This is a genomic window from Bradyrhizobium sp. Rc2d (assembly GCF_900099855.1).
GTDB lineage: Bacteria > Pseudomonadota > Alphaproteobacteria > Rhizobiales > Xanthobacteraceae > Bradyrhizobium.
The window spans coordinates 21,077-39,008 of sequence record NZ_FNCU01000008.1; the positions used below are offsets into that span (position 1 = coordinate 21,077).

The window sequence follows — 17,932 nt, forward strand, 5'->3', positions numbered from 1 at the left end:
CGGACAGTTTCGCCTCACCTACACCTGTCATTCCCCGCGCAGGCGGGGAATCCAGTACGCCGCGGCCTATCGGCTGAACAATTGCTGTCTCTGGAATACTGGATCTTCCGCCTTCGCGGACGATGACAGTGAGCGCGCGATGTGCACATGACTGAAGCGTCCGCCTCACGCTCCGTTCAGGAATTGAAGCGGGTCAACCGGGCTCGATCCCTTGCGGATCTCGAAGTGGAGCTGCGGCGACGCCACTTCCCCGGATTGACCCGACTTGGCAATGACCTGACCGCGCTTGATGGTATCGCCGCGCTTCACCAACAGCTCACTCGCATGGGCATATGCGGTGACGTAGCCGTTGGAGTGCCGAACCAGGACCAGATTGCCGTAACCTTTCAGCTCGTTGCCGGAATAGGCGACGACGCCGTCTTCAGCCGCTTTGACCGGCGTCCCCTCGGGCACCGCGAGATTGATGCCGTCATTGGACTTGCCGTTGGTCTTGGCGCCGTAGCTCGTGACCACCTTGCCGCGCACCGGCCAGCGGAAGGTCGGCAGCGCGCCGGTGGCCTCCGCAGCCTTCGCCGGCGTCTCGGCGGGCTTCTCTTCAACATTGGCCGTGGCTTGCGCCAGACGCGCGCTCTGCACCGGCGCGGCGGCAGCGGCCATCTTGGTAGCAGGCGCCGGAGCGGCCGCCACGGGCTGGAGCGTTCCCACAACCGGAGCAGCCGCGACCGGAGCCGCGGCAACCGGCGCCGCGACGGCGGCGGTCTTGGCACCGGGCACGGTCAGCTTGGTGCCGAGCTTGAGCTTGGCCGAGGGGGCGAGGCCGTTGGCACGGGCGAGCTCGGCCGCCGAGATGTGGTTCTTGCGCGCGATGCTGGCGAGCGTGTCGCCGTGGTTGACGAAGTGCGTGCTCGGCGGCGCAGCGACGGCTGCAACCGACTTCGCCGCAGGCACAGCCGCGACGGGAGCCATCGCCGGCGCGGGCGCAGCGGCCGTGGCCGGATGCGGGATGATGAGCTGCTGGCCGGGCGAGAGCGTGCGCGGGCCCTTGTAGCCGTTGGCGGCGAGGATCGCTTGCGGCGTGACATGATAGCGCTTGGCGAGCACGTCGAGCGTGTCGCTGGTGCCGACGATGATCTTGGTGCCGCCGGCCGGCTGGGCTGCAGCAACCGAGCGTGGCGGCACGGTCGCCGTGGTCTCGATGTGCGGCTGCGTCGGGGGCGCATAGGAGCCGACGCCGCGCCCGCCACCGGACACTCCGCCGCCAGAGGCAACGGGATAGGATTGCGGGGTGGACACCGCGGGCGGAGGCAGGGGCTGGGACTGATAGGAACCAGGCTGCGTCTGCGGCCGCGCATATTGCGGCAGCTCACGCTGCGGCGGTGGCGCCTGCTGCACCGAACCGGTGGATTCCGAGGCGAAGGGATTGGAGAAATTCGACTGGGACAGTCGCGACGACATGTCGGCGCTGCACCCTGCAAAACTGAAGGAGATCAGCGCCAGCACCGCGACTTGCGGCACGCGGCGCGAGTAAAGCAACTCGGCGACAGCGGACATGGTTACTCACTCGTACGCAACAGAACTGGTGTTTTAAGTAAACACGCGCCGAGTAAATAACGGCTTAACCCTCCCAATAAGATGTTGGCGGCACAGCTAATCCGGAGTTCTACAGCTCCCGCGCCACGCCAGGCAGCGCCGGCACGAAGCGGACATCGACGAGTTCCTTGCGCTCGATCCCCGCCTCGGTGCGGTTGAGGCGGGTCAGCGTCTGCACGCCCTGATGCGGGCCGACCGGTGCGATCAGGATGCCCCCGATCTCGAGCCGTTCGATCAGGTTCTCTGGAATCTGCTCCATCGCGGCGGTGACGATGATGCGGTCGAACGGGCCGATATTGGCCGGCAGATTGAGGCCATCACCGAGCATCACCTCGACATTGTGGCAGCCAAGCTCTTCGAGCCTGGCGCGTGCGGTGTCCGCGAGCTTGCGGTAGCGCTCGACCGTGAGCACCTGGCCTGCGAGCCGCGACAGCACGGCGGCCTGATAACCGGAGCCGGTGCCGATCTCGAGCACGCGGTGCCGCTTCTGGAGTTGGAGCTGCTCGGTCATGTAGGCGACGACGAAGGGCTGGCTGATGGTCTGCCCGCAGGCGATCGGCAGCGCACTGTCGCGATAGGCGCCGTCGCGGTTGGCGTCGTCGACGAACAGCTCGCGCGGCACCTCCTCCATCGTCCGCAGCACGGCCTGATCGCTAATGCCCCGGCGCCTCAGCGTGAGCTGAAACATCATCTTTTCGGGCGGGGGTTGATGGGAGGTCATTGCTGCCAATGCTGTGTTGTCAGGCCCGTTAAGTCGCCAACCCGGGCGCGAGAATCTTGTTCCTTGGTCGGGAACCCATGATACCATTCGGCTGGATATTTGAGCACAGATTGGCGTGCAACGGGCCAGTCGTGATCGCCATTTTCAGGCAGCCGTTCGTCAAAACGCGCATTGCGTCGATTCATGTTATCTGCGAACGTTTTTGGGAATGGGCAAGGACTCTACCATGACCGCGACGGGGCTTTCCGGCCGCTCTGTATTCCTCGTCGAAGACGAGGTGATGATCAGGATGATGGTTGCGGACATGCTCGAAGAGCTCGGCTACAAGGTCGCTGCCGAGGCCGGCGACATCACCGAGGCCATGCGGCTCGCCCAGGCGACCGAGTTCGACATCGCCATTCTCGACGTCAACGTCAACGGCAAGGTCATCTCGCCGGTGGCCGATGTTATCAGAGCGAAAGGCTGCCCCTTCATCTTCGCCACCGGCTACGGCTCCTCCGGCCTGCCCGAACAGTACCGCGATCGGCCGGCGCTCCAGAAGCCGTTCCAGCTCGACGCACTCGGCAAGACCATCGAAGCCGCGCTTCGCAGCGGCTAGAGCGTTTTCGAGCGAAGTGGATACCGGTTCGCGTGAAGAAAACGCGTCAAAACAAGAATCTAGAGCTTCGGTTCTGATTCGATCAGAACCGATAATGCTCTAAGCGCTACTTCAGCGTCGCGCTCAATTCTTCTGAAAACGCTTCATTGGTGCGGTCGAGCCTGAGCGGCGTCACCGAGACGTAGCGCTCGCGAAGCGCCGCGAGATCGGTGCCGTCGGCGGGCGTGTCCATCATCGCCGTGCGCTCGAACCCGATCCAGAAATAGGGATTGCCGCGGCCGTCCCTGCGCTCGTCGATCCTGAGGAAGCCGAGATTGCGCTTGCCCTGGCGCGTGACGCGGATGCCGAGCACATCCTCCGGCGCACACGACGGGAAGTTGATGTTGATCACCGTGTCTTTCGGGACGCCGGCGGCGATCACCTTGCGCAGGATGTCAGGCCCAAACTTGCGCGCGGTGTCCCACGGCGGCCGCTCGCGGGTCTCGACGCTGAATTCCTGCGACAGCGCGAACGACGGCAGCCCCAGGATGGTGCCTTCCAGCGCGCCAGCGATGGTGCCGGAATAAACCACGTCCTCGGCGACGTTGCGCCCCTTGTTGACGCCCGACAGCACGACGTCCGGCAGCTTGGGCCCGAGGATGTGGCGCGCGCCCATGATGACGCAGTCGGTCGGCGTGCCGCGCACGGCGAAGTGCCGCGGGCCGACCTCGCGCAGGCGCAACGGATCGTTCAGCGACAGCGAATGCGACACGCCGGACTGGTCGAGCTCCGGTGCCACCACCCAGACGTCGTCGGACAAGGCACGCGCGATCTCCTCCACGACCTTGAGGCCGGGGGCGTGGATGCCGTCGTCATTGGTGCAGAGAATACGCATGCGAAATATCGATTCCAGAAAGCGGGTCTGAGCCGTCTTATCCGGCTCTGCCCAATCAGGCAAACCGGCCGATTGGGTCCGGCGCCCAGGTTCCCGGCTTGATCATGTTACCGGCGGATGCGCCATTGCGGCAGGAAGCGCGCCAGCCGACCCTCGGCATGCAGCTGCATCGCCGGCACGACCGGGCTCTCGACGGGATTTTCGATCACGCCGAGCGCCTCCAGCTGCGCGACGAACGGGTCGGACACCGGCGCCTGCGGAAAGCGTTCGCGCGCGACCGTCAGCGCCTTGTCGAAATCCGCTGCATTGACTCCGGGCTTGGCCCGCCTACTCCGCACGAGATCGTCATCCCAGAGCCGCGCGATCTCGATGTCGAGCACGCCGCGCAGGCGCTGATCGACGGCCTGGATGCCGGCCCCCGTCACCGCCCATTGTCGGCCGACCCAGAAGATGTCGCGGTGCAAGGCCATGAATGGTGGGTTCGCGTTGAGGGGCCGGCAGGATAGCCGGCCGCCCGATCTTCGCAACCCTACTCGCGCGCGACCACCTTCAGCCCGCCCATATAGGGCTGGAGCACGCTGGGAACCGCGATCGAGCCATCCTCCTGCTGATAGGTCTCCATCACCGCAATGAGCGCGCGGCCGACCGCGGTGCCGGAGCCGTTCAGCGTGTGCACGAAGCGCGGCTTGCCGTCCGGCCCGCGCGAGCGCGCATCCATGCGCCTTGCCTGGAAGTCGCCGCAGACCGAGCAGCTCGATATCTCGCGGAACATGCCGCCGTCGCCCTGCCCGGGCATCCAGACCTCGATGTCGTAGGTTTTTTGCGACGAGAAACCCATATCGCCTGCGCAGAGCGTCATCACGCGGTAATGCAGGTCGAGCTTCTGCAACACCTGCTCGGCGCAGGACAGCATCCGCTCCAGCTCGTCCTTGCTCGCTTCCGGCGTCGTGATCGAGACCAGCTCGACCTTGGTGAACTGGTGCTGGCGGATCATGCCGCGCGTGTCGCGCCCCGCAGCGCCGGCCTCGGCGCGGAAACACGGCGTCAGCGCGGTAAGGCGCATCGGCAATTGCTTCTCGTCGAGAATGGATTCGCGCGCGAGGTTGGTGAGCGACACTTCTGCGGTCGGGATCAGGCCGAGGCGCTCGGTCTTTAGCCGCTCATGGTCGGGCGCAGCCAGCAGCTCGCCCTTGATCGCCCAGAACTGGTCGTCCTCGAATTTCGGCAGTTGCCCCGTACCGAACATCACCTCGTTGCGTACGAGCAGCGGCGGATTGATTTCGGTGTAGCCGTGCTCGGTGGTGTGCAGGTCGAGCATGAACTGACCGATGGCGCGCTCGAGCCGCGCCAGCCCCTTCTTCAGCACGACAAAGCGCGCACCGGAGAGCTTTGCCGCGGCCTCGAAATCCATGTAGCCGAGCGCGGTGCCGAGATCGTCATGCAACTTCGGCGCAAAGCTGTAGTTGCGCTTGTTGCCGAACACGTGGTGCTGCACATTACCGTGCTCGTCGACGCCGTCGGGCACTTCGTCGAACGGAATGTTTGGGATCGCGGACAGCTCTTTCGTCAACTCCTCGTCGGCGGCCTTCGCGGCAGCTTCGAGCTGCGGCATCGTGGTCTTCAGTTCGGCGACCTCGGCCATCAGCTTGGCGGCGCGCGCCTCGTCCTTGGCCTTCTTGGCATCGCCGATTTCTTTCGATGCCGCGTTGCGCCGCGCCTGCGCCTGCTCGGAGGCCAGAATCGCCGCACGCCGCTTCTCGTCGATCGCGAGCAGCGAGGCCGACATCGGCTTGAGGCCGCGCCGCGCGAGGCCGGCGTCGAAGGCTTGCGGATTGTCGCGGATCGATTTGATGTCGTGCATGACTGTGGTCCTGGGGCAGCGTGCAAACGGTCAACGTTCATGTTGGCAGTTTACGCTGGCGCGCCTCCCCCTAGCACAGCTGTCATCGCCCGCGAAAGCGGGCGATCCAGTATCCCAGAGACGCTAGTGATTCCCCGAGGGGCCGCGGCGTACTGGATTCCCCGCTGGAGCCTGTCATCGGGCTCGCCGAAGGCGAGACCCGGTGGCGGGGAATGACGGCGGAGATCGGAGCGCCTTACTCCGCCGGCTTGGCCGGCGTCGACACGTCGGTACCGGTGGCCTGCGAGGCCGCCGCCTTCTTTTCCACCATCGCCACCGCGATGATCGAACCCTCGTAGAGCGCCAGCAAGGGAATCGCCAGGGAGCACTGGCTGAGCACGTCAGGCGGCGTCAGCACGGCCGCGATGACGAAGGCGATGACGATGAAATAGCGGCGCTTCTCGCGCAGCATCTTCGATGTGATGATGCCGATCCGCCCGAGCAGTGTCAGGATCACCGGAAGCTGGAAGGCGATGCCGAAGGCGAAGATCAGCGACATCATCAGCGACAGATATTCGCCGACCTTGGGCAAGAGCTGGATCTGCGCGGTCTCGTCGCTGCCGGCCTGCTGCATGCCGAGCGAGAAGCGGACCAGCATCGGCAGCACGACGAAATAGACCAGCGCCGCGCCCAGCACGAAGAAGAATGGGGTCGCGACCAGGTACGGCAGGAAGGCCTGCTTCTCGTGCTTGTAGAGACCGGGCGCCACGAACTTGTAGATTTGCGTCGCGACGATAGGGAACGAGATGAAGCCGGCGCCGAACAGCGCGAGCTTGAGCTGAGTGATGAAATATTCCAGCAGCGCCGTGTAGATGAACTTGGAATTCTCAGGACCCGCGACCCACACGAACGGCCAGACCAGCACGTTGTAGATCTGCTTGGCGAAGAAGAAGCAGAAGATGAAGGCAACGCCAAAGCCAAGCAGCGCCTTGATCAGCCGCGACCGCAGCTCGATCAAATGGTCCATCAAGGGGGCTTTGCTGGCCTCGATATCGGCGTCGGTCATGACGCTTTGGCATCCTTGATCGCTTCGGATGGCGCGGTGTCTTGCGCGACGTGGGCCTGCTCGACCTCACGGGTGATCGCCAGCGGCTCGTTCGCGGCTGCATGCGCCTCGGCTTCCATGAAGGTCGCGGGCGTCGGGGCTTCCGGAGTCGTTGGCGTTACCGGCGCTTCATTTGAAGTCGCCGGTGCTTCGCTCGAAGTCGCCAGCGCTTCGCTTGAAGTCGCCGGCGGTTCGGCGGCGCTGATGGCTGGCGTCTCGGCCGGCTTGTCGAGCGCATCGACGCGGAGCGCGTCGCTGACGTCCTTCTGAAGCGAAGTCAGCGGATTGAAGCCGGTCGCTGCTTCCTTGACCTCGTCAAAGCTCTTCTTGAGGTCGGCCATCTCGGCCTCGCGCATCGCTTCCTGGAACTGGCCCTGGAATTCGGCGGCCATCTTGCGGGCCTTGCCCATCCACTGCCCGACCATGCGCAGCACGCCCGGCAGCTCCTTCGGGCCGATGGCGATGAGGGCCACGACCCCGATGAGGACCAGTTCACTCCAGCCGATGTCGAACATGAGGTCTTCCGTTCACGCCAGCCGCAAGCCGGCCCAATCCCTCGCGCGCAGGATCGGGGCTACCCGCGTCTCGCATGCTCTCTGGCTCAGACGGCCTTGCTGCCGACGTCGGACCGTGCCGCGGTCGGCGCGGCGTTGTTGTGCTCGATGGACTTGTTCGGCTCGGGCTTTTCAGCGGGCTTGTCGTCGTCCTGCATGCCCTTCTTGAACGCCTTGATGCCCTGCGCCACGTCGCCCATCAGATCCGAAATCTTGCCGCGGCCGAACAGCAGCAGGACCACTGCGATCACCAAGATCCAGTGCCAAATGCTGAGTGAACCCATCCTGCAACCCTCCAAACGCGCATGGCCGGGGACCGGCCGATCTTCATCCAAAACTAGGCTTGGCGGGTCTCAAAAACAAGGACCAAGGCAGCGCCAATTCGCTGTTGGCACTACGCAATCTTGCTAGTGTTAACCGGTCGCAGTGGCCCGTGAACGGACCGGCGTCACTCTTCAGTGCCGCCTTCGCCGCCACCCTCATTGCCGCCTTCCGGCGCCTCGGGCTCGACCGCCGGCGCCAGCGCCAGATCGAGGTCCTCGCCCGGTTCCAACGGATCTTCGTCCTCACGCAGCGCCGGATCATCCGACGGCGTCGGCACGCTGAATCCGGTCGGCAGGCGCGAATCCAACAGGCCCGTGCCCTTCAGCTCTTCGAGGCCCGGCAGGTCGCCGAGTTGTTCCAGGGTGAACTGCGACAGGAAGTCCTCGGTGGTTCCGAAGGTCAATGGGCGCCCGGGCGTCTTGCGCCGTCCGCGCGGCTTGATCCAGCCGGTCTCCAGCAGCACGTCCAGCGTGCCCTTCGAGGTGACGACGCCGCGGATCTCCTCGATCTCGGCGCGTGTCACCGGCTGGTGATAGGCGATGATCGCCAGTACCTCGATTGCCGCACGCGACAGGCGGCGGGTCTCGGTGCTCTCCCGCGTCATCAGCCAGGCGAGATCGCCGGCCGTGCGGAAGGTCCATTTGTTGGCGACGCGCACGAGGTTCACGCCGCGCGAGGCATAATCGGCCTGGAGCTGCTCGAGCGCCGCCTTGACGTCGACGCCATCCGGCATCCGCTTGGCCAGCGTCGCGGTATCCAGCGGTTCACTCGAAGCGAACAGCAGCGCTTCCAGCAGCCGCAATTCCTCGGGACGTGCCTGGGATTCGTTGTCCATCGGCTCGGCCTCTTCTACCCGCACTTCAGCCAGGCTTGCCATGGCAGATTCTCCTTCTTGCACTTAACCGACCGGCGCATCGGGCGCAGGAGCTGCGTCCGGAACCGGTTTAGAACGCCCCTTCCGGAAATAGATGGGCGCAAACGCCTCTTTCTGGTTCAGCTCGAGCTGGCCTTCACGCACCAGTTCGAGCGCGGCGGCAAAGCTAGAGGCGAACACCGTCGCGCGCTGCGTGGGATCGGCGACATGCCGGATCAGGAAGTCGTCGAGAACGCCCCAGTCATCCTGTTCGCTGATGCTGCCGACCAGCCGCTCCAGCGTGGCGCGCGCCTCGGCGAGCGACCACACCGTACGCTTGGCCAGATGCACGCTCGCCAGCACGCGCGACTGGCGCTGCGCAGCATAGGCGGTGAGCAGGTCGTACAGCGTCGCCGTGTACTTCGGATGCTTGATCTCGGCGATCTGCTCGGGCTCGCCGCGCGGGAAGATATCGCGCTGCAATTGCGGCCTGTTCATCAGCCGATTGGCGGCTTCGCGAATGGCTTCCAGCCGGCGCAGCCGGTTGGCGAGCGCAGTCGCCATCTGCTCGGCGCTCGGGCCTTCCGCGCTCGGCGGCTCCGGCAGCAGCAGGCGCGACTTCAGGAAGGCGAGCCAGGCCGCCATCACGAGATAATCAGCAGCGAGCTCCAGTCGGATCTTCCGCGCAGCCTCGATGAAGTGGAGGTACTGGTCGGCCAGCGCCAGGATCGAAATCTTGGCAAGGTCGACCTTCTGCTGCCGTGCCAGTGCGAGCAACAGGTCGAGCGGGCCCTCATAGCCTTCGACGTCCACGACCAACGCCGGCTCACCCTCGGCGAGCTCTGCGGGCCGCCCGGTTTCGAACGATAGGATTTCTGCGGTCATGCGGATGCCGTGTTTGCCCGTGCGATCAATGCGTCCAGTTCCGCGCGTGCGGCCGCCCGGTCGAACGGCTGCGGCGGCTTGCGTGCGGCGAGCGCGGCTTTCGCCCGCTCCAGTGCCCTGCCGGACAGTTCGGGTGTCTGCCCAGCGACGTCGCGCATCTCCGCGATATTGCCGTTGCAATGCAGGGCCACGTCGCAACCGGCCGCAAAGATAGCGCGGGTCCGCTCGGCGATATTCCCCGACAGCGCGTTCATCGACACGTCATCACTCATTAACAAACCCTGGAACCCGATTGCGCCGCGAATCACGTCAGCAATCATTGTCGCAGATGTCGTCGCCGGATGGGCGGGGTCGACCGCGCTAAACACAACATGTGCAGTCATGGCCATCGGCAGGTCCGAAAGCGGCTTGAACGCGGCAAAATCGGTCCGCTCCAGCTCGTCCCGGGGCGTATCGACCGTCGGCAGCTTGAAATGGGTGTCGGCGGTGGCCCGGCCATGACCGGGGATGTGCTTCAGAACCGGCAGAACGCCGCCCTGCTCCAGGCCTTCGGTGACCGCACGGGCAATCGCCGCGACCTTGCCCGGCTCCGTGCCGTAGGCCCGGTTGCCGATGACGGCATCGGCACCCGGCACCGGCACGTCAGCGAGCGGCAGGCAATCCACGGTAATGCCGAGATCGGCGAGATCGGCCGCGATCAGGCGGGCACTCAGGCGCGCCGCAGTGAGCCCGAGCGCCGAATCAGTGTCGTACAAAGTCGCGAATACGGCCCCCGGCGGATAGACCGGCCAGTGCGGCGGCCCCAGCCGCTGCACCCGACCGCCCTCTTGATCAATCAGGACGGGTGCCTCGGCAGCATTCGCAACCGTCCGCAATTCCGCAACCAATGCAGCAACTTGCGCCGGTGTCGCGACATTGCGCTTGAACAGGATGAAGCCCCATGGGCGTTCGGCACGGATAAACTTCCGCTCGGCGGCGGTCAGTTCCGTTCCGGATACGCCGGTAATGAAGGCCCGCGTGCTCATAACGGCCGATTAACCCTGCCCCGCGAGGGGGTCAAGGAAACGGCCGTTAATTCCTCTGGACGAAGCAGGCGGACAGGCCTGCGGACTTGAGGCTGTTGCATGCCTGCGTCGCCTCCTCGGCCGAACCATAGGGACCGGCGAAGGCGCGGTAAACGATACCCTTGCCCTTGTCGGTGAGGTCGACGCGCTTGATCACCGGCGAGCGAGATCCGAGCACGCTGCCATACTTGCTCTGAAGCACCCGATAGGATGCGGCGGCGCTGTCCTCGCTCTGCTGCGAGGAGACCTGCACGATGTAGCCGCCGCTGCTGGTGGGGGCGAGTTGCGTCGGATTGGTCGCAGCCATCCGCTGCGGAGGCTCGGCCGTCGGTCCCGATTGCGGCGCGAGCGACATAGGCTGGTTGGCGCTGGCATTGGCCGAGGTCGGCGGATTGCGCGACGCGATTGGTGCAGGCGGCGCGACAACAGGTTTTGGCGCAGCTGCCGGCTTCGCAGCGGCGGATTGCGGTGTGGCGCTATCGGTCTGATCGCCTTTCACGGCCACTGTCCTGATCGAACGCGGCGAATTGTTCGGCAGTGTGCCGTTGCTCGGAGTCGGCCCTGCGCTCGGCGGCGGCACCATCGACGGCGACACACTCGCTACCGACGGCGGGTTCGCATTCTGGTTCAGCGGCGGGAACACCACACGGGGTCCACCCGCCCTGGCGTTGACGTCGACAGGCGCCTCCTCGCGCGGCACAATCTTCTCAGTGCCGTCACCGCTCACCATGCGATCCGGCACCTTGGCCGTGGAGTCCGTCGGCGCCGGCACGATCTTGGTCGGCGTGTTGTCGGCCTTGATGATCGGCGGCTCGCCGCTGCGAGGCGAACCCACATAGGTCTTGTAGGCAAAGGCAGCGCCAGTCCCGACCACGGCAAGCGCGAGGATCGCCGCGACCGTCATCATGCCGCCGCGCCGCTTCTTCGGCTCGTCAAGTTCGGCCTCGGGATAGTCGTTCTGGTACGCGTAGGGATCGTCGGGGTAGGCCGGATCGCGCTGGTAGTCCTGCTCGCCGGTCTCGAGCCGACCATAGAGCGCATCATCGTAGCGCGACGGATCGGGCTGCGCGTACGGCTCCTGATAGGCCTGCTCCTGATAAGCCTGTCCGTGCTGCTGATAGGCCTGATCCTGATACGCTTGAGCTTGATAAGCGTGATCCTGATGGGTCTGCGGCTGATGAAAATCCGGCTCTGGGGCAGGCGCAGTCGGCTGGACCGAATAGCGATGCAACGGATGAACCGGGTTTACGGAGACGGGATAGTCAGGCTCCGGCGCGGGTGCCGGCTGCGGCTGCACGTTAGCGCGCCGCATCCATGAGGGTGGCCCGGGCGGCGGCGGAGGCTGCTCAGCATAGTCCTGCTGATCATCGTCCTGGCGATGGTCGTCTTCCCGATAGCTCTGGGCAGGCGCCGCCGTCGGGCGCACAGTTGGCCGCGACTGCGCTGCGAACGGATCGGTCTGTCCGATCAGACGGGCGAGCTCGGCCAAGGGATCATTTTCCGCCTTCCCATGCTGATCGCTACCGCGACCATAGTCATCGGAGGGAAACGGTCTGTCCTGATATCGTTCGGCCATCGTGATGATGCGTCCCTTCGGGAAAGCCGCGCGCCCCTCGACCAAGGCACGGCTTTCGACCCACAAGGCTTTCAACCAAGTCTAAGCGATCCGGCTTCTGCCGGTTACCCCCCGAATTTCCATTAGGTAGTTCGCCCCAAACTACCGCATCTCGTCCGGGGCATGGACGCCGAGGATGGCGAGGCCCGATGCCAGGACAGAGACGACGCCCTGGACCATGGCCAGTCGCGCTTTTGTAAGATCTGCATCATTATTGATAATGAAGCGTAAATAGGGCAAATCGCGCCCCTTCGTCCAAAGTGCATGAAATTCGCTGGCTAAATCATAGAGATAAAAGGCAATTCGGTGCGGCTCGTGGGCCGCGGCGGCAGCTTCCATCACCCGCGGATAAATTGCGAGGCGCTTGAGAAGATCGAGTTCGACCGGATCCGACAACCGTTCCACCGCCGACTCACTCAGCCAGGCGATCCGTTGAACGGTCTCCCCGGGCAGTTCCGGGAACACCTCGGCCCGCGCGTTGCGGAAGATCGAGTGACCGCGGGCGTGACCATACTGGACGTAGAACACCGGGTTGTCGCGCGACTGCTCCATCACCTTGGCGAGGTCGAAGTCGAGCACCGCATCGTTTTTGCGGTAGAGCATCATGAAGCGGACGGCGTCCTGGCCGACCTCATCCACCACCTCACGCAAGGTAACGAAGTCCCCGCTCCGCTTGGACATTTTGACGGGCTCGCCATTGCGCAGCAGCTTCACGAGCTGCACGATCTTGACGTCGAGCGCGCCCTTGCCTGACGTCGTCGCCTTCACCGCCGCCTGCATGCGCTTGATGTAGCCGCCATGGTCGGCGCCCCAGACGTCGATCATCTCCGCAAAACCACGGTCGAACTTGTTCTTGTGGTAGGCGATGTCGGAGGCGAAGTAGGTGTATGAATTGTCCGACTTGATCAGCGGACGGTCGACATCGTCGCCGTAGGCGGTCGCCTTGAACAGCAGTTGTTCGCGGTCTTCCCAATCCTCGACCGGCGCGCCCTTTGGCGGCGGCAGGCGACCTTCGTAGATGTCTCCCTTGGCCTGCAGGAAATCGATGGTCTCGGCAACCTTGTTGTTGCCGGTCTCGATCAGCGAGCGCTCCGAGAAGAACACGTCGTGGCGAATGTTGAGGGCGGCGAGATCGTCCTTGATCTCGTCCATCATCATCGCGATCGCCTTGGCGCGCACTGTCGGTAGCCAATCGGCCTCGCTCATCCCGCGGAGCTTGTCGCCATGCTCCTTGGCCAGCGCCGCGCCGACCGGCTTCAGATAGTCACCGGGATAGAGTCCTTCCGGGATCGCGCCGATGTCCTCGCCGAGCGCCTCGCGATACCTCAGGAAGGCGGAGCGTGCGAGCACGTCGACCTGGGCGCCGGCGTCGTTGATGTAGTATTCGCGCGTGACGTCGTGGCCCGCGAACTGAAGCAGGCTCGCCAACGCGTCGCCAAACACGGCGCCGCGACAGTGACCGACATGCATCGGCCCGGTCGGATTGGCCGAGACGTATTCGACGTTGACCTTGGAGCCGCCGCGGACGCGGCCGTAATCGGCGCCCTCGCGCAGCACCGTGCGCAGCGCCTCGGCCCAGGCGGCCGGCTTCAGCGTCAGGTTGATGAAGCCGGGGCCGGCGACGTCGACCTTGGCGATCAGCGCATCCGTGCGCAGCCGCTCGGCGATCTGCTCGGCGAGATCGCGGGGCTTTGCCTTTGCCTCTTTCGCAAGCACCATGGCGGCGTTGGTCGCCATGTCGCCATGGGAGGCATCGCGCGGCGGCTCGACCACCACGCGCGAGAAATCGATGCCCTCAGGCCAGTTGGCGTCCACGGCCAGCGTACGGCAGGCGGCGTGCACACGCGCGAGCACGTCGGCGAACAGGTGCAGGGATGAGGATGTGTCGGGCATGGCCGCCGCCTAACGCAAATCCGGGGTCGAGTCAAAGAGCCGCTGGTGCTCGGTCAGGGCGAAACGATCGGTCATTCCGGCAATGAAATTGCCGATCCGGCGGGCCCGGTCGCCCTCATTGTCCGCCCCCGCCCCCAACAGCCATTCCGGCGGCAGTTCAGACGGCTCCTTCAGGTACTTTGCGAACAGCTCGAACAGGATCTGCTCCGCCTCCCCCATCACCCGCATCACCCGCTTGTGGCGGTACATGTGCTGGTACAGGAAGCGCTTGATGGCGGCCTCTTCCTCGGCGACCTCGGCTGGGAACGCGACCAGCGCCCGGCTCTGCTGGCGCACATCCTGAGCCGATTGCGGTTTGACCGCCGCAAGGCTCTTCTGCGCCTCGGCGAACACCGCACCGATTAGGTGCGAGATCAGCTCGCGCACCAGCTCTGCGCCGCGCCTGACATCTTCGAGATCGGGATACTGCGCCGAGGTCTCGGCGATGATCTCCGCGGTCAGCGGCATCACCTTGAGATCGTCGAGTTGGAACAGGCCGGCGCGCAGGCCGTCATCGATATCGTGGGCGTCATAGGCGATGTCGTCGGCGATCGCGGCGACCTGCGCCTCGAGCGAGGCAAAGCTCCATAATTCGAGGTCATAGGTCTTGATATAGTCGGCGATGCCGACGGGAACGCCATACCCGCGGTAGCGCTCGGTTGGCGCGCCGCTGCGGTCGGTCAGCGGGCCGTTGTGCTTGACGATGCCCTCCAGCGATTCCCAGGTCAGATTCAGCCCATCGAAGTCGGGATAGCGGTGCTCCAGCGCGGTGACGACCCGGAGCGTCTGGGCGTTGTGGTCGAAGCCGCCAAACTCCTTCAGGCAGGCGTCCAGGGCCCGCTCGCCGGCATGGCCGAACGGCGGATGACCGAGATCATGGGCGAGCGCCAGCGTTTCGGTGAGATCCTCGTCCAGCCCGAGTTGCCGGGCCAGCGCGCGGGCGATCTGCGCCACCTCCAGCGAATGGGTCAGCCGGGTGCGGTAGTGGTCGCCCTCGTGGAACACGAACACCTGGGTCTTGTACTTCAGGCGGCGGAACGCGGTGGAATGGATCACGCGGTCGCAATCGCGCCGGAACGGGCTGCGGGTCCGGCTCGGGGGCTCGGCGACCAGCCGGCCGCGGCTGCGATCGGGGTCGCAGGCATAGGGCGCGCGGGGGGCAGCCATTCCGACGGACACGGCGAATTTTGTCCCTATCCATTTGATTCTGCGTATGGTGGCACTTAACTATGTCGGACGCGGGATACCAAATGAATTGGGCAAATGAATTTGGTATGACCGCGGGGACTATTGGAGACCAGTAATGACGACTGCCGTGACCATCAGCGACCGGGCCGCACGCCGGATTGGGGAGATCCTCAAGGGCGAAGGTTCTGGCGCGATGCTGCGCATTTCCGTCGAAGGCGGCGGCTGCTCGGGTTTCCAGTACAAGTTCGACATCGACCGCGCCCGCACCGACGACGACCTCGTGATCGAACAGGACAATGCGGTGGTGCTGGTAGACTCCGCCTCGCAACCGTTCCTTGCGGGATCGCAGGTCGATTTCGTCGACGATTTGATCGGCGCCTCGTTCCGCGTCAACAACCCCAACGCGACGGCCTCGTGCGGCTGCGGGACCAGCTTCTCGGTCTGAGCGCTTACGCGCCGGTGATCTGCCTTTCCTCGTCCGTCCACTCCACCTCGGCCGGCATCAGCTGCGGCTGAAGCGGCGCGTCCTCCGACATGACGTGGCCGTCCAATGCTCGTAGCAAGGCCGCGACGAGCGCAGGCTTGCGCAGCGGCTTGGCCAGGAAGTCCGACATGCCCGCTTCGCGGCAGATCCTGACGTCCTCAGGGAAGGCGTTGGCGGTCAGCGCGATGATCGGCAACGCGTCGAAGCGCCCGCCTTGTGCGCGGATCGCACGGGTTGCGGCCAGGCCGTCCATGTCGGGCATGCGCACATCCATCAGCACGACATCGTAGTCGCCGTCAGAGGCTGCCGCGACGGCGTCGACGCCGTCGGCGACGACGCGCAGCTCGACATCGAATCCGCCGAGCATCTTGCTCACGACCATGCGGTTGACGGCGTCGTCCTCGGCGACCAGCACCCTCAGCGGCCGATCGAGGCCGGCGATACGGGCCTTGAGATCCTCGGCATCATCGCGGCCGGCATCCTGATCGGACGCCTGCGCCTGGCTCCAGGGCAACACCAGCGTGAAGCGGAAGGTCGAGCCCTTGCCCGCGGTCGAGGTGACGCCGATGGTGCCACCCATCTGTTCGATGATGCGCCGGGAGATCGCAAGGCCGAGGCCAGTGCCGCCGAAGCGGCGGCTGATCGAGGCGTCGGCCTGGGCGAAGTCGCTGAACAGCTGGCCTAGTTTTTCGGGGGCGATGCCGATGCCACTATCGGTCACCGTCCATTCGACGGTCGCCAGCAGATCGCGCCGCGCCTGGCAGGTGGCCGAAATCGTCACCTCGCCTTCGTCGGTGAACTTCACCGCATTCGACACGAGGTTGAGCAGCACCTGGCGGATGCGCGCGACGTCGCCGCGCAGCGTCGGCGGCAGGTTCGGATCGAGCTCGACCTTGACCGCAAGACCCTTGCTCTTGGCGCTCGCGCGTCCCACGGTCGCGGCGGTCTCGACCAGCGCCTGCGGCGCAAAGTCGATCGCCTCGAACACGAAGCGGCCGGCCTCGAGCTTGGACAGATCGAGGATGTCATTGAGGATGCGCTGGAGATTGTCGCCGGACTCGCGGATCGTGGTCACGGCCTCGCGCTGCTCCGGATCGAGTTTTGTCTCCAGCAGCATGCTGGCGAGCCCAAGCACGCCGTTCATGGGCGTGCGGATCTCGTGGCTCATCACCGCGAGGAAGTCGGACTTGGCGCGGCTCTCGGCCTCGGCCTTTTCCGCGCGCCAGCGCTCGGTCACGTCGCGGCCGAAGCCGCGATAACCGAGGAACTGGCCGTCGCGATCGTAGGCCGGCTTCGCCGTCAGCGACCACAGCCGCGCCTCACCGCCGGCGACGACCTTGATATTCATCTCATGCAGCGGCTCGGCCTGCTCCATCAGGCCGACAATGTTGTAGGCCGCGCTCTTGTCCTCGGGGCACAGCATGTCGAGCACGTCGGCGAAATGCGATCCCTTCAGCAGCGGAAGCGGCAGCTGCGCGACGTCGGCGAAGCGCTGGGGCACGTCGACCAGATGCCCTTCGGCATCGGTCTGCCACAGCCAGTCGCTGGCGTTCTCCTGAAAGTCCTTCAGCAGCAGCGAGATGATTTCGGTCTGCCGCTCGAGCTCGAGCTGGGCCTTGAGATTGCCGAGGAACAGGTTGCCCTGGCAGACGATGTTGCGCGCCATGAAGAATGCGAACAGCAGCAGGAATACCGCTGTCACCAGATACGGCCCGGTGCCGCACAAGAGCAGCGCGCCGACGCAGGCGATCGTCATGGTGGCGAGATAGACGAGGCCGGCACGAGGGAAGGTCGACAGCGTGAACGCACCGCCCGACATCATGCCGACCATCAGGCAGGCCAGGATGAGTTGGCTGGTTGGTCCGATGCGGCTGAACAGCGCCAGCGGCAGCATGCCCCAGATCGCGGCGAGGAGGAACGCCTGTCGCAGCACCTTCCGCGCGGCGCGGCTTGAGGCCTCCTGCAGCGGATTTCGACGCGACCGCCGCCACGAACGCACCGCAAGCGAGGCGGTGGCGGCGAACGCCATGCCCCAGACCGCGAGGAAGTCGTTCCAGCCCCTGCCCCAGAACAGGATCAGCACGATGGCGACGTTGAGCATGGTCACGGCCATCGTCACCGGGATCAGCCGCGTCACCGCGTCGATCTGCTTGGCGCGGATGCGCCGCAGCTCCCGCTCGCTGAGATCGGCGGTCAGGCCGTCCTCGATCTCGAAGCCGCCGAGCCAGTACAGGAACGCGCCGATCACGCCATCGCGCGGCTCAGTTCGCTTCATGGATTTGTCCGGCCATCCCATCCGAGGAAC

At 65.2% G+C, this 17,932-nt stretch carries 18 protein-coding genes; 2 read left to right on the forward strand and 16 right to left on the reverse strand.

What is annotated here, in order from left to right; all coding sequences use genetic code 11:
- Positions 1-165: 165 nt before the first annotated feature.
- The 3 genes from BLV07_RS12710 to BLV07_RS46105 form a co-directional block, all read right to left on the reverse strand.
- Entirely contained in the window at positions 166-1,551 is a 1,386-nt protein-coding gene (locus tag BLV07_RS12710; protein WP_091885509.1) for a LysM peptidoglycan-binding domain-containing M23 family metallopeptidase, read from the reverse strand.
- 109 nt (positions 1,552-1,660) lie between these two features.
- Positions 1,661-2,311, reverse strand: a complete 651-nt coding sequence (locus tag BLV07_RS12715) for a protein-L-isoaspartate(D-aspartate) O-methyltransferase (protein WP_091885512.1) — start codon at positions 2,309-2,311, stop codon at positions 1,661-1,663.
- Positions 2,308-2,496 (reverse strand): hypothetical protein, encoded by a 189-nt coding sequence (locus BLV07_RS46105; RefSeq protein WP_128933609.1) that lies wholly within the window; start codon positions 2,494-2,496, stop codon positions 2,308-2,310. The genes BLV07_RS12715 and BLV07_RS46105 overlap by 4 nt, the downstream gene beginning before the upstream one ends.
- A 41-nt stretch (positions 2,497-2,537) precedes the next feature.
- Between BLV07_RS46105 and BLV07_RS12720 the strand changes: the two genes are divergently transcribed.
- The gene (locus tag BLV07_RS12720; RefSeq protein ID WP_091886060.1) at positions 2,538-2,909 is read left to right on the forward strand and encodes a response regulator; all 372 of its coding nucleotides are present in this window, start codon (positions 2,538-2,540) and stop codon (positions 2,907-2,909) included.
- A 106-nt stretch (positions 2,910-3,015) separates the two neighbouring features.
- Here the strand turns inward: BLV07_RS12720 and surE are convergent, their stop codons facing one another.
- The 12 genes from surE to BLV07_RS12780 form a co-directional block, all read right to left on the reverse strand.
- Positions 3,016-3,783: a 5'/3'-nucleotidase SurE gene (gene surE, locus BLV07_RS12725; protein WP_091885515.1), complete on the reverse strand. Its 768-nt coding sequence runs from the start codon at positions 3,781-3,783 to the stop codon at positions 3,016-3,018.
- A 107-nt stretch (positions 3,784-3,890) separates the two neighbouring features.
- Entirely contained in the window at positions 3,891-4,253 is a 363-nt protein-coding gene (locus BLV07_RS12730) for a hypothetical protein (protein ID WP_091885518.1), read from the reverse strand.
- Positions 4,254-4,312: 59 nt separating this feature from the next.
- On the reverse strand, positions 4,313-5,644 hold the full coding sequence (gene serS / locus BLV07_RS12735) for a serine--tRNA ligase (protein ID WP_091885528.1): 1,332 nt from the start codon (positions 5,642-5,644) through the stop codon (positions 4,313-4,315).
- Between the two features lie 235 nt (positions 5,645-5,879).
- Positions 5,880-6,689, reverse strand: a complete 810-nt coding sequence (tatC, locus tag BLV07_RS12740) for a twin-arginine translocase subunit TatC (protein ID WP_091885532.1) — start codon at positions 6,687-6,689, stop codon at positions 5,880-5,882.
- Positions 6,686-7,243, reverse strand: a complete 558-nt coding sequence (gene tatB, locus BLV07_RS12745; RefSeq protein WP_091885535.1) for a Sec-independent protein translocase protein TatB — start codon at positions 7,241-7,243, stop codon at positions 6,686-6,688. The genes tatC and tatB overlap by 4 nt, the downstream gene beginning before the upstream one ends.
- Positions 7,244-7,329: 86 nt before the next feature.
- Entirely contained in the window at positions 7,330-7,566 is a 237-nt protein-coding gene (locus tag BLV07_RS12750; protein WP_091885538.1) for a twin-arginine translocase TatA/TatE family subunit, read from the reverse strand.
- A 164-nt stretch (positions 7,567-7,730) separates the two neighbouring features.
- Complete coding sequence (scpB, locus tag BLV07_RS12755) at positions 7,731-8,483, reverse strand: SMC-Scp complex subunit ScpB (protein WP_165405914.1); 753 nt, start codon at positions 8,481-8,483, stop codon at positions 7,731-7,733.
- A 21-nt stretch (positions 8,484-8,504) separates the two neighbouring features.
- Positions 8,505-9,344 carry a segregation and condensation protein A gene (locus BLV07_RS12760; protein ID WP_091885545.1) on the reverse strand — a complete coding sequence of 280 codons (840 nt, stop codon included), beginning with the start codon at positions 9,342-9,344 and terminating at the stop codon, positions 8,505-8,507.
- Positions 9,341-10,369, reverse strand: a complete 1,029-nt coding sequence (gene nagZ / locus BLV07_RS12765) for a beta-N-acetylhexosaminidase (protein ID WP_091885548.1) — start codon at positions 10,367-10,369, stop codon at positions 9,341-9,343. Before nagZ ends, BLV07_RS12760 begins: the two co-directional genes overlap by 4 nt.
- Before the next feature lie 46 nt (positions 10,370-10,415).
- Positions 10,416-11,984, reverse strand: a complete 1,569-nt coding sequence (locus tag BLV07_RS12770) for an SPOR domain-containing protein (protein WP_091886063.1) — start codon at positions 11,982-11,984, stop codon at positions 10,416-10,418.
- Between the two features lie 141 nt (positions 11,985-12,125).
- Positions 12,126-13,916, reverse strand: a complete 1,791-nt coding sequence (argS, locus tag BLV07_RS12775; protein ID WP_091885550.1) for an arginine--tRNA ligase — start codon at positions 13,914-13,916, stop codon at positions 12,126-12,128.
- Between the two features lie 9 nt (positions 13,917-13,925).
- Entirely contained in the window at positions 13,926-15,122 is a 1,197-nt protein-coding gene (locus BLV07_RS12780) for a deoxyguanosinetriphosphate triphosphohydrolase (RefSeq protein ID WP_244551074.1), read from the reverse strand.
- A 136-nt stretch (positions 15,123-15,258) separates the two neighbouring features.
- Between BLV07_RS12780 and erpA the strand changes: the two genes are divergently transcribed.
- On the forward strand, positions 15,259-15,588 hold the full coding sequence (gene erpA, locus BLV07_RS12785; protein ID WP_024342679.1) for an iron-sulfur cluster insertion protein ErpA: 330 nt from the start codon (positions 15,259-15,261) through the stop codon (positions 15,586-15,588).
- Positions 15,589-15,592: 4 nt separating this feature from the next.
- On the opposite strand, the gene BLV07_RS12790 is transcribed toward erpA, so the two are convergent.
- Complete coding sequence (locus BLV07_RS12790) at positions 15,593-17,923, reverse strand: hybrid sensor histidine kinase/response regulator (RefSeq protein ID WP_091885556.1); 2,331 nt, start codon at positions 17,921-17,923, stop codon at positions 15,593-15,595.
- Positions 17,924-17,932: the final 9 nt, after the last annotated feature.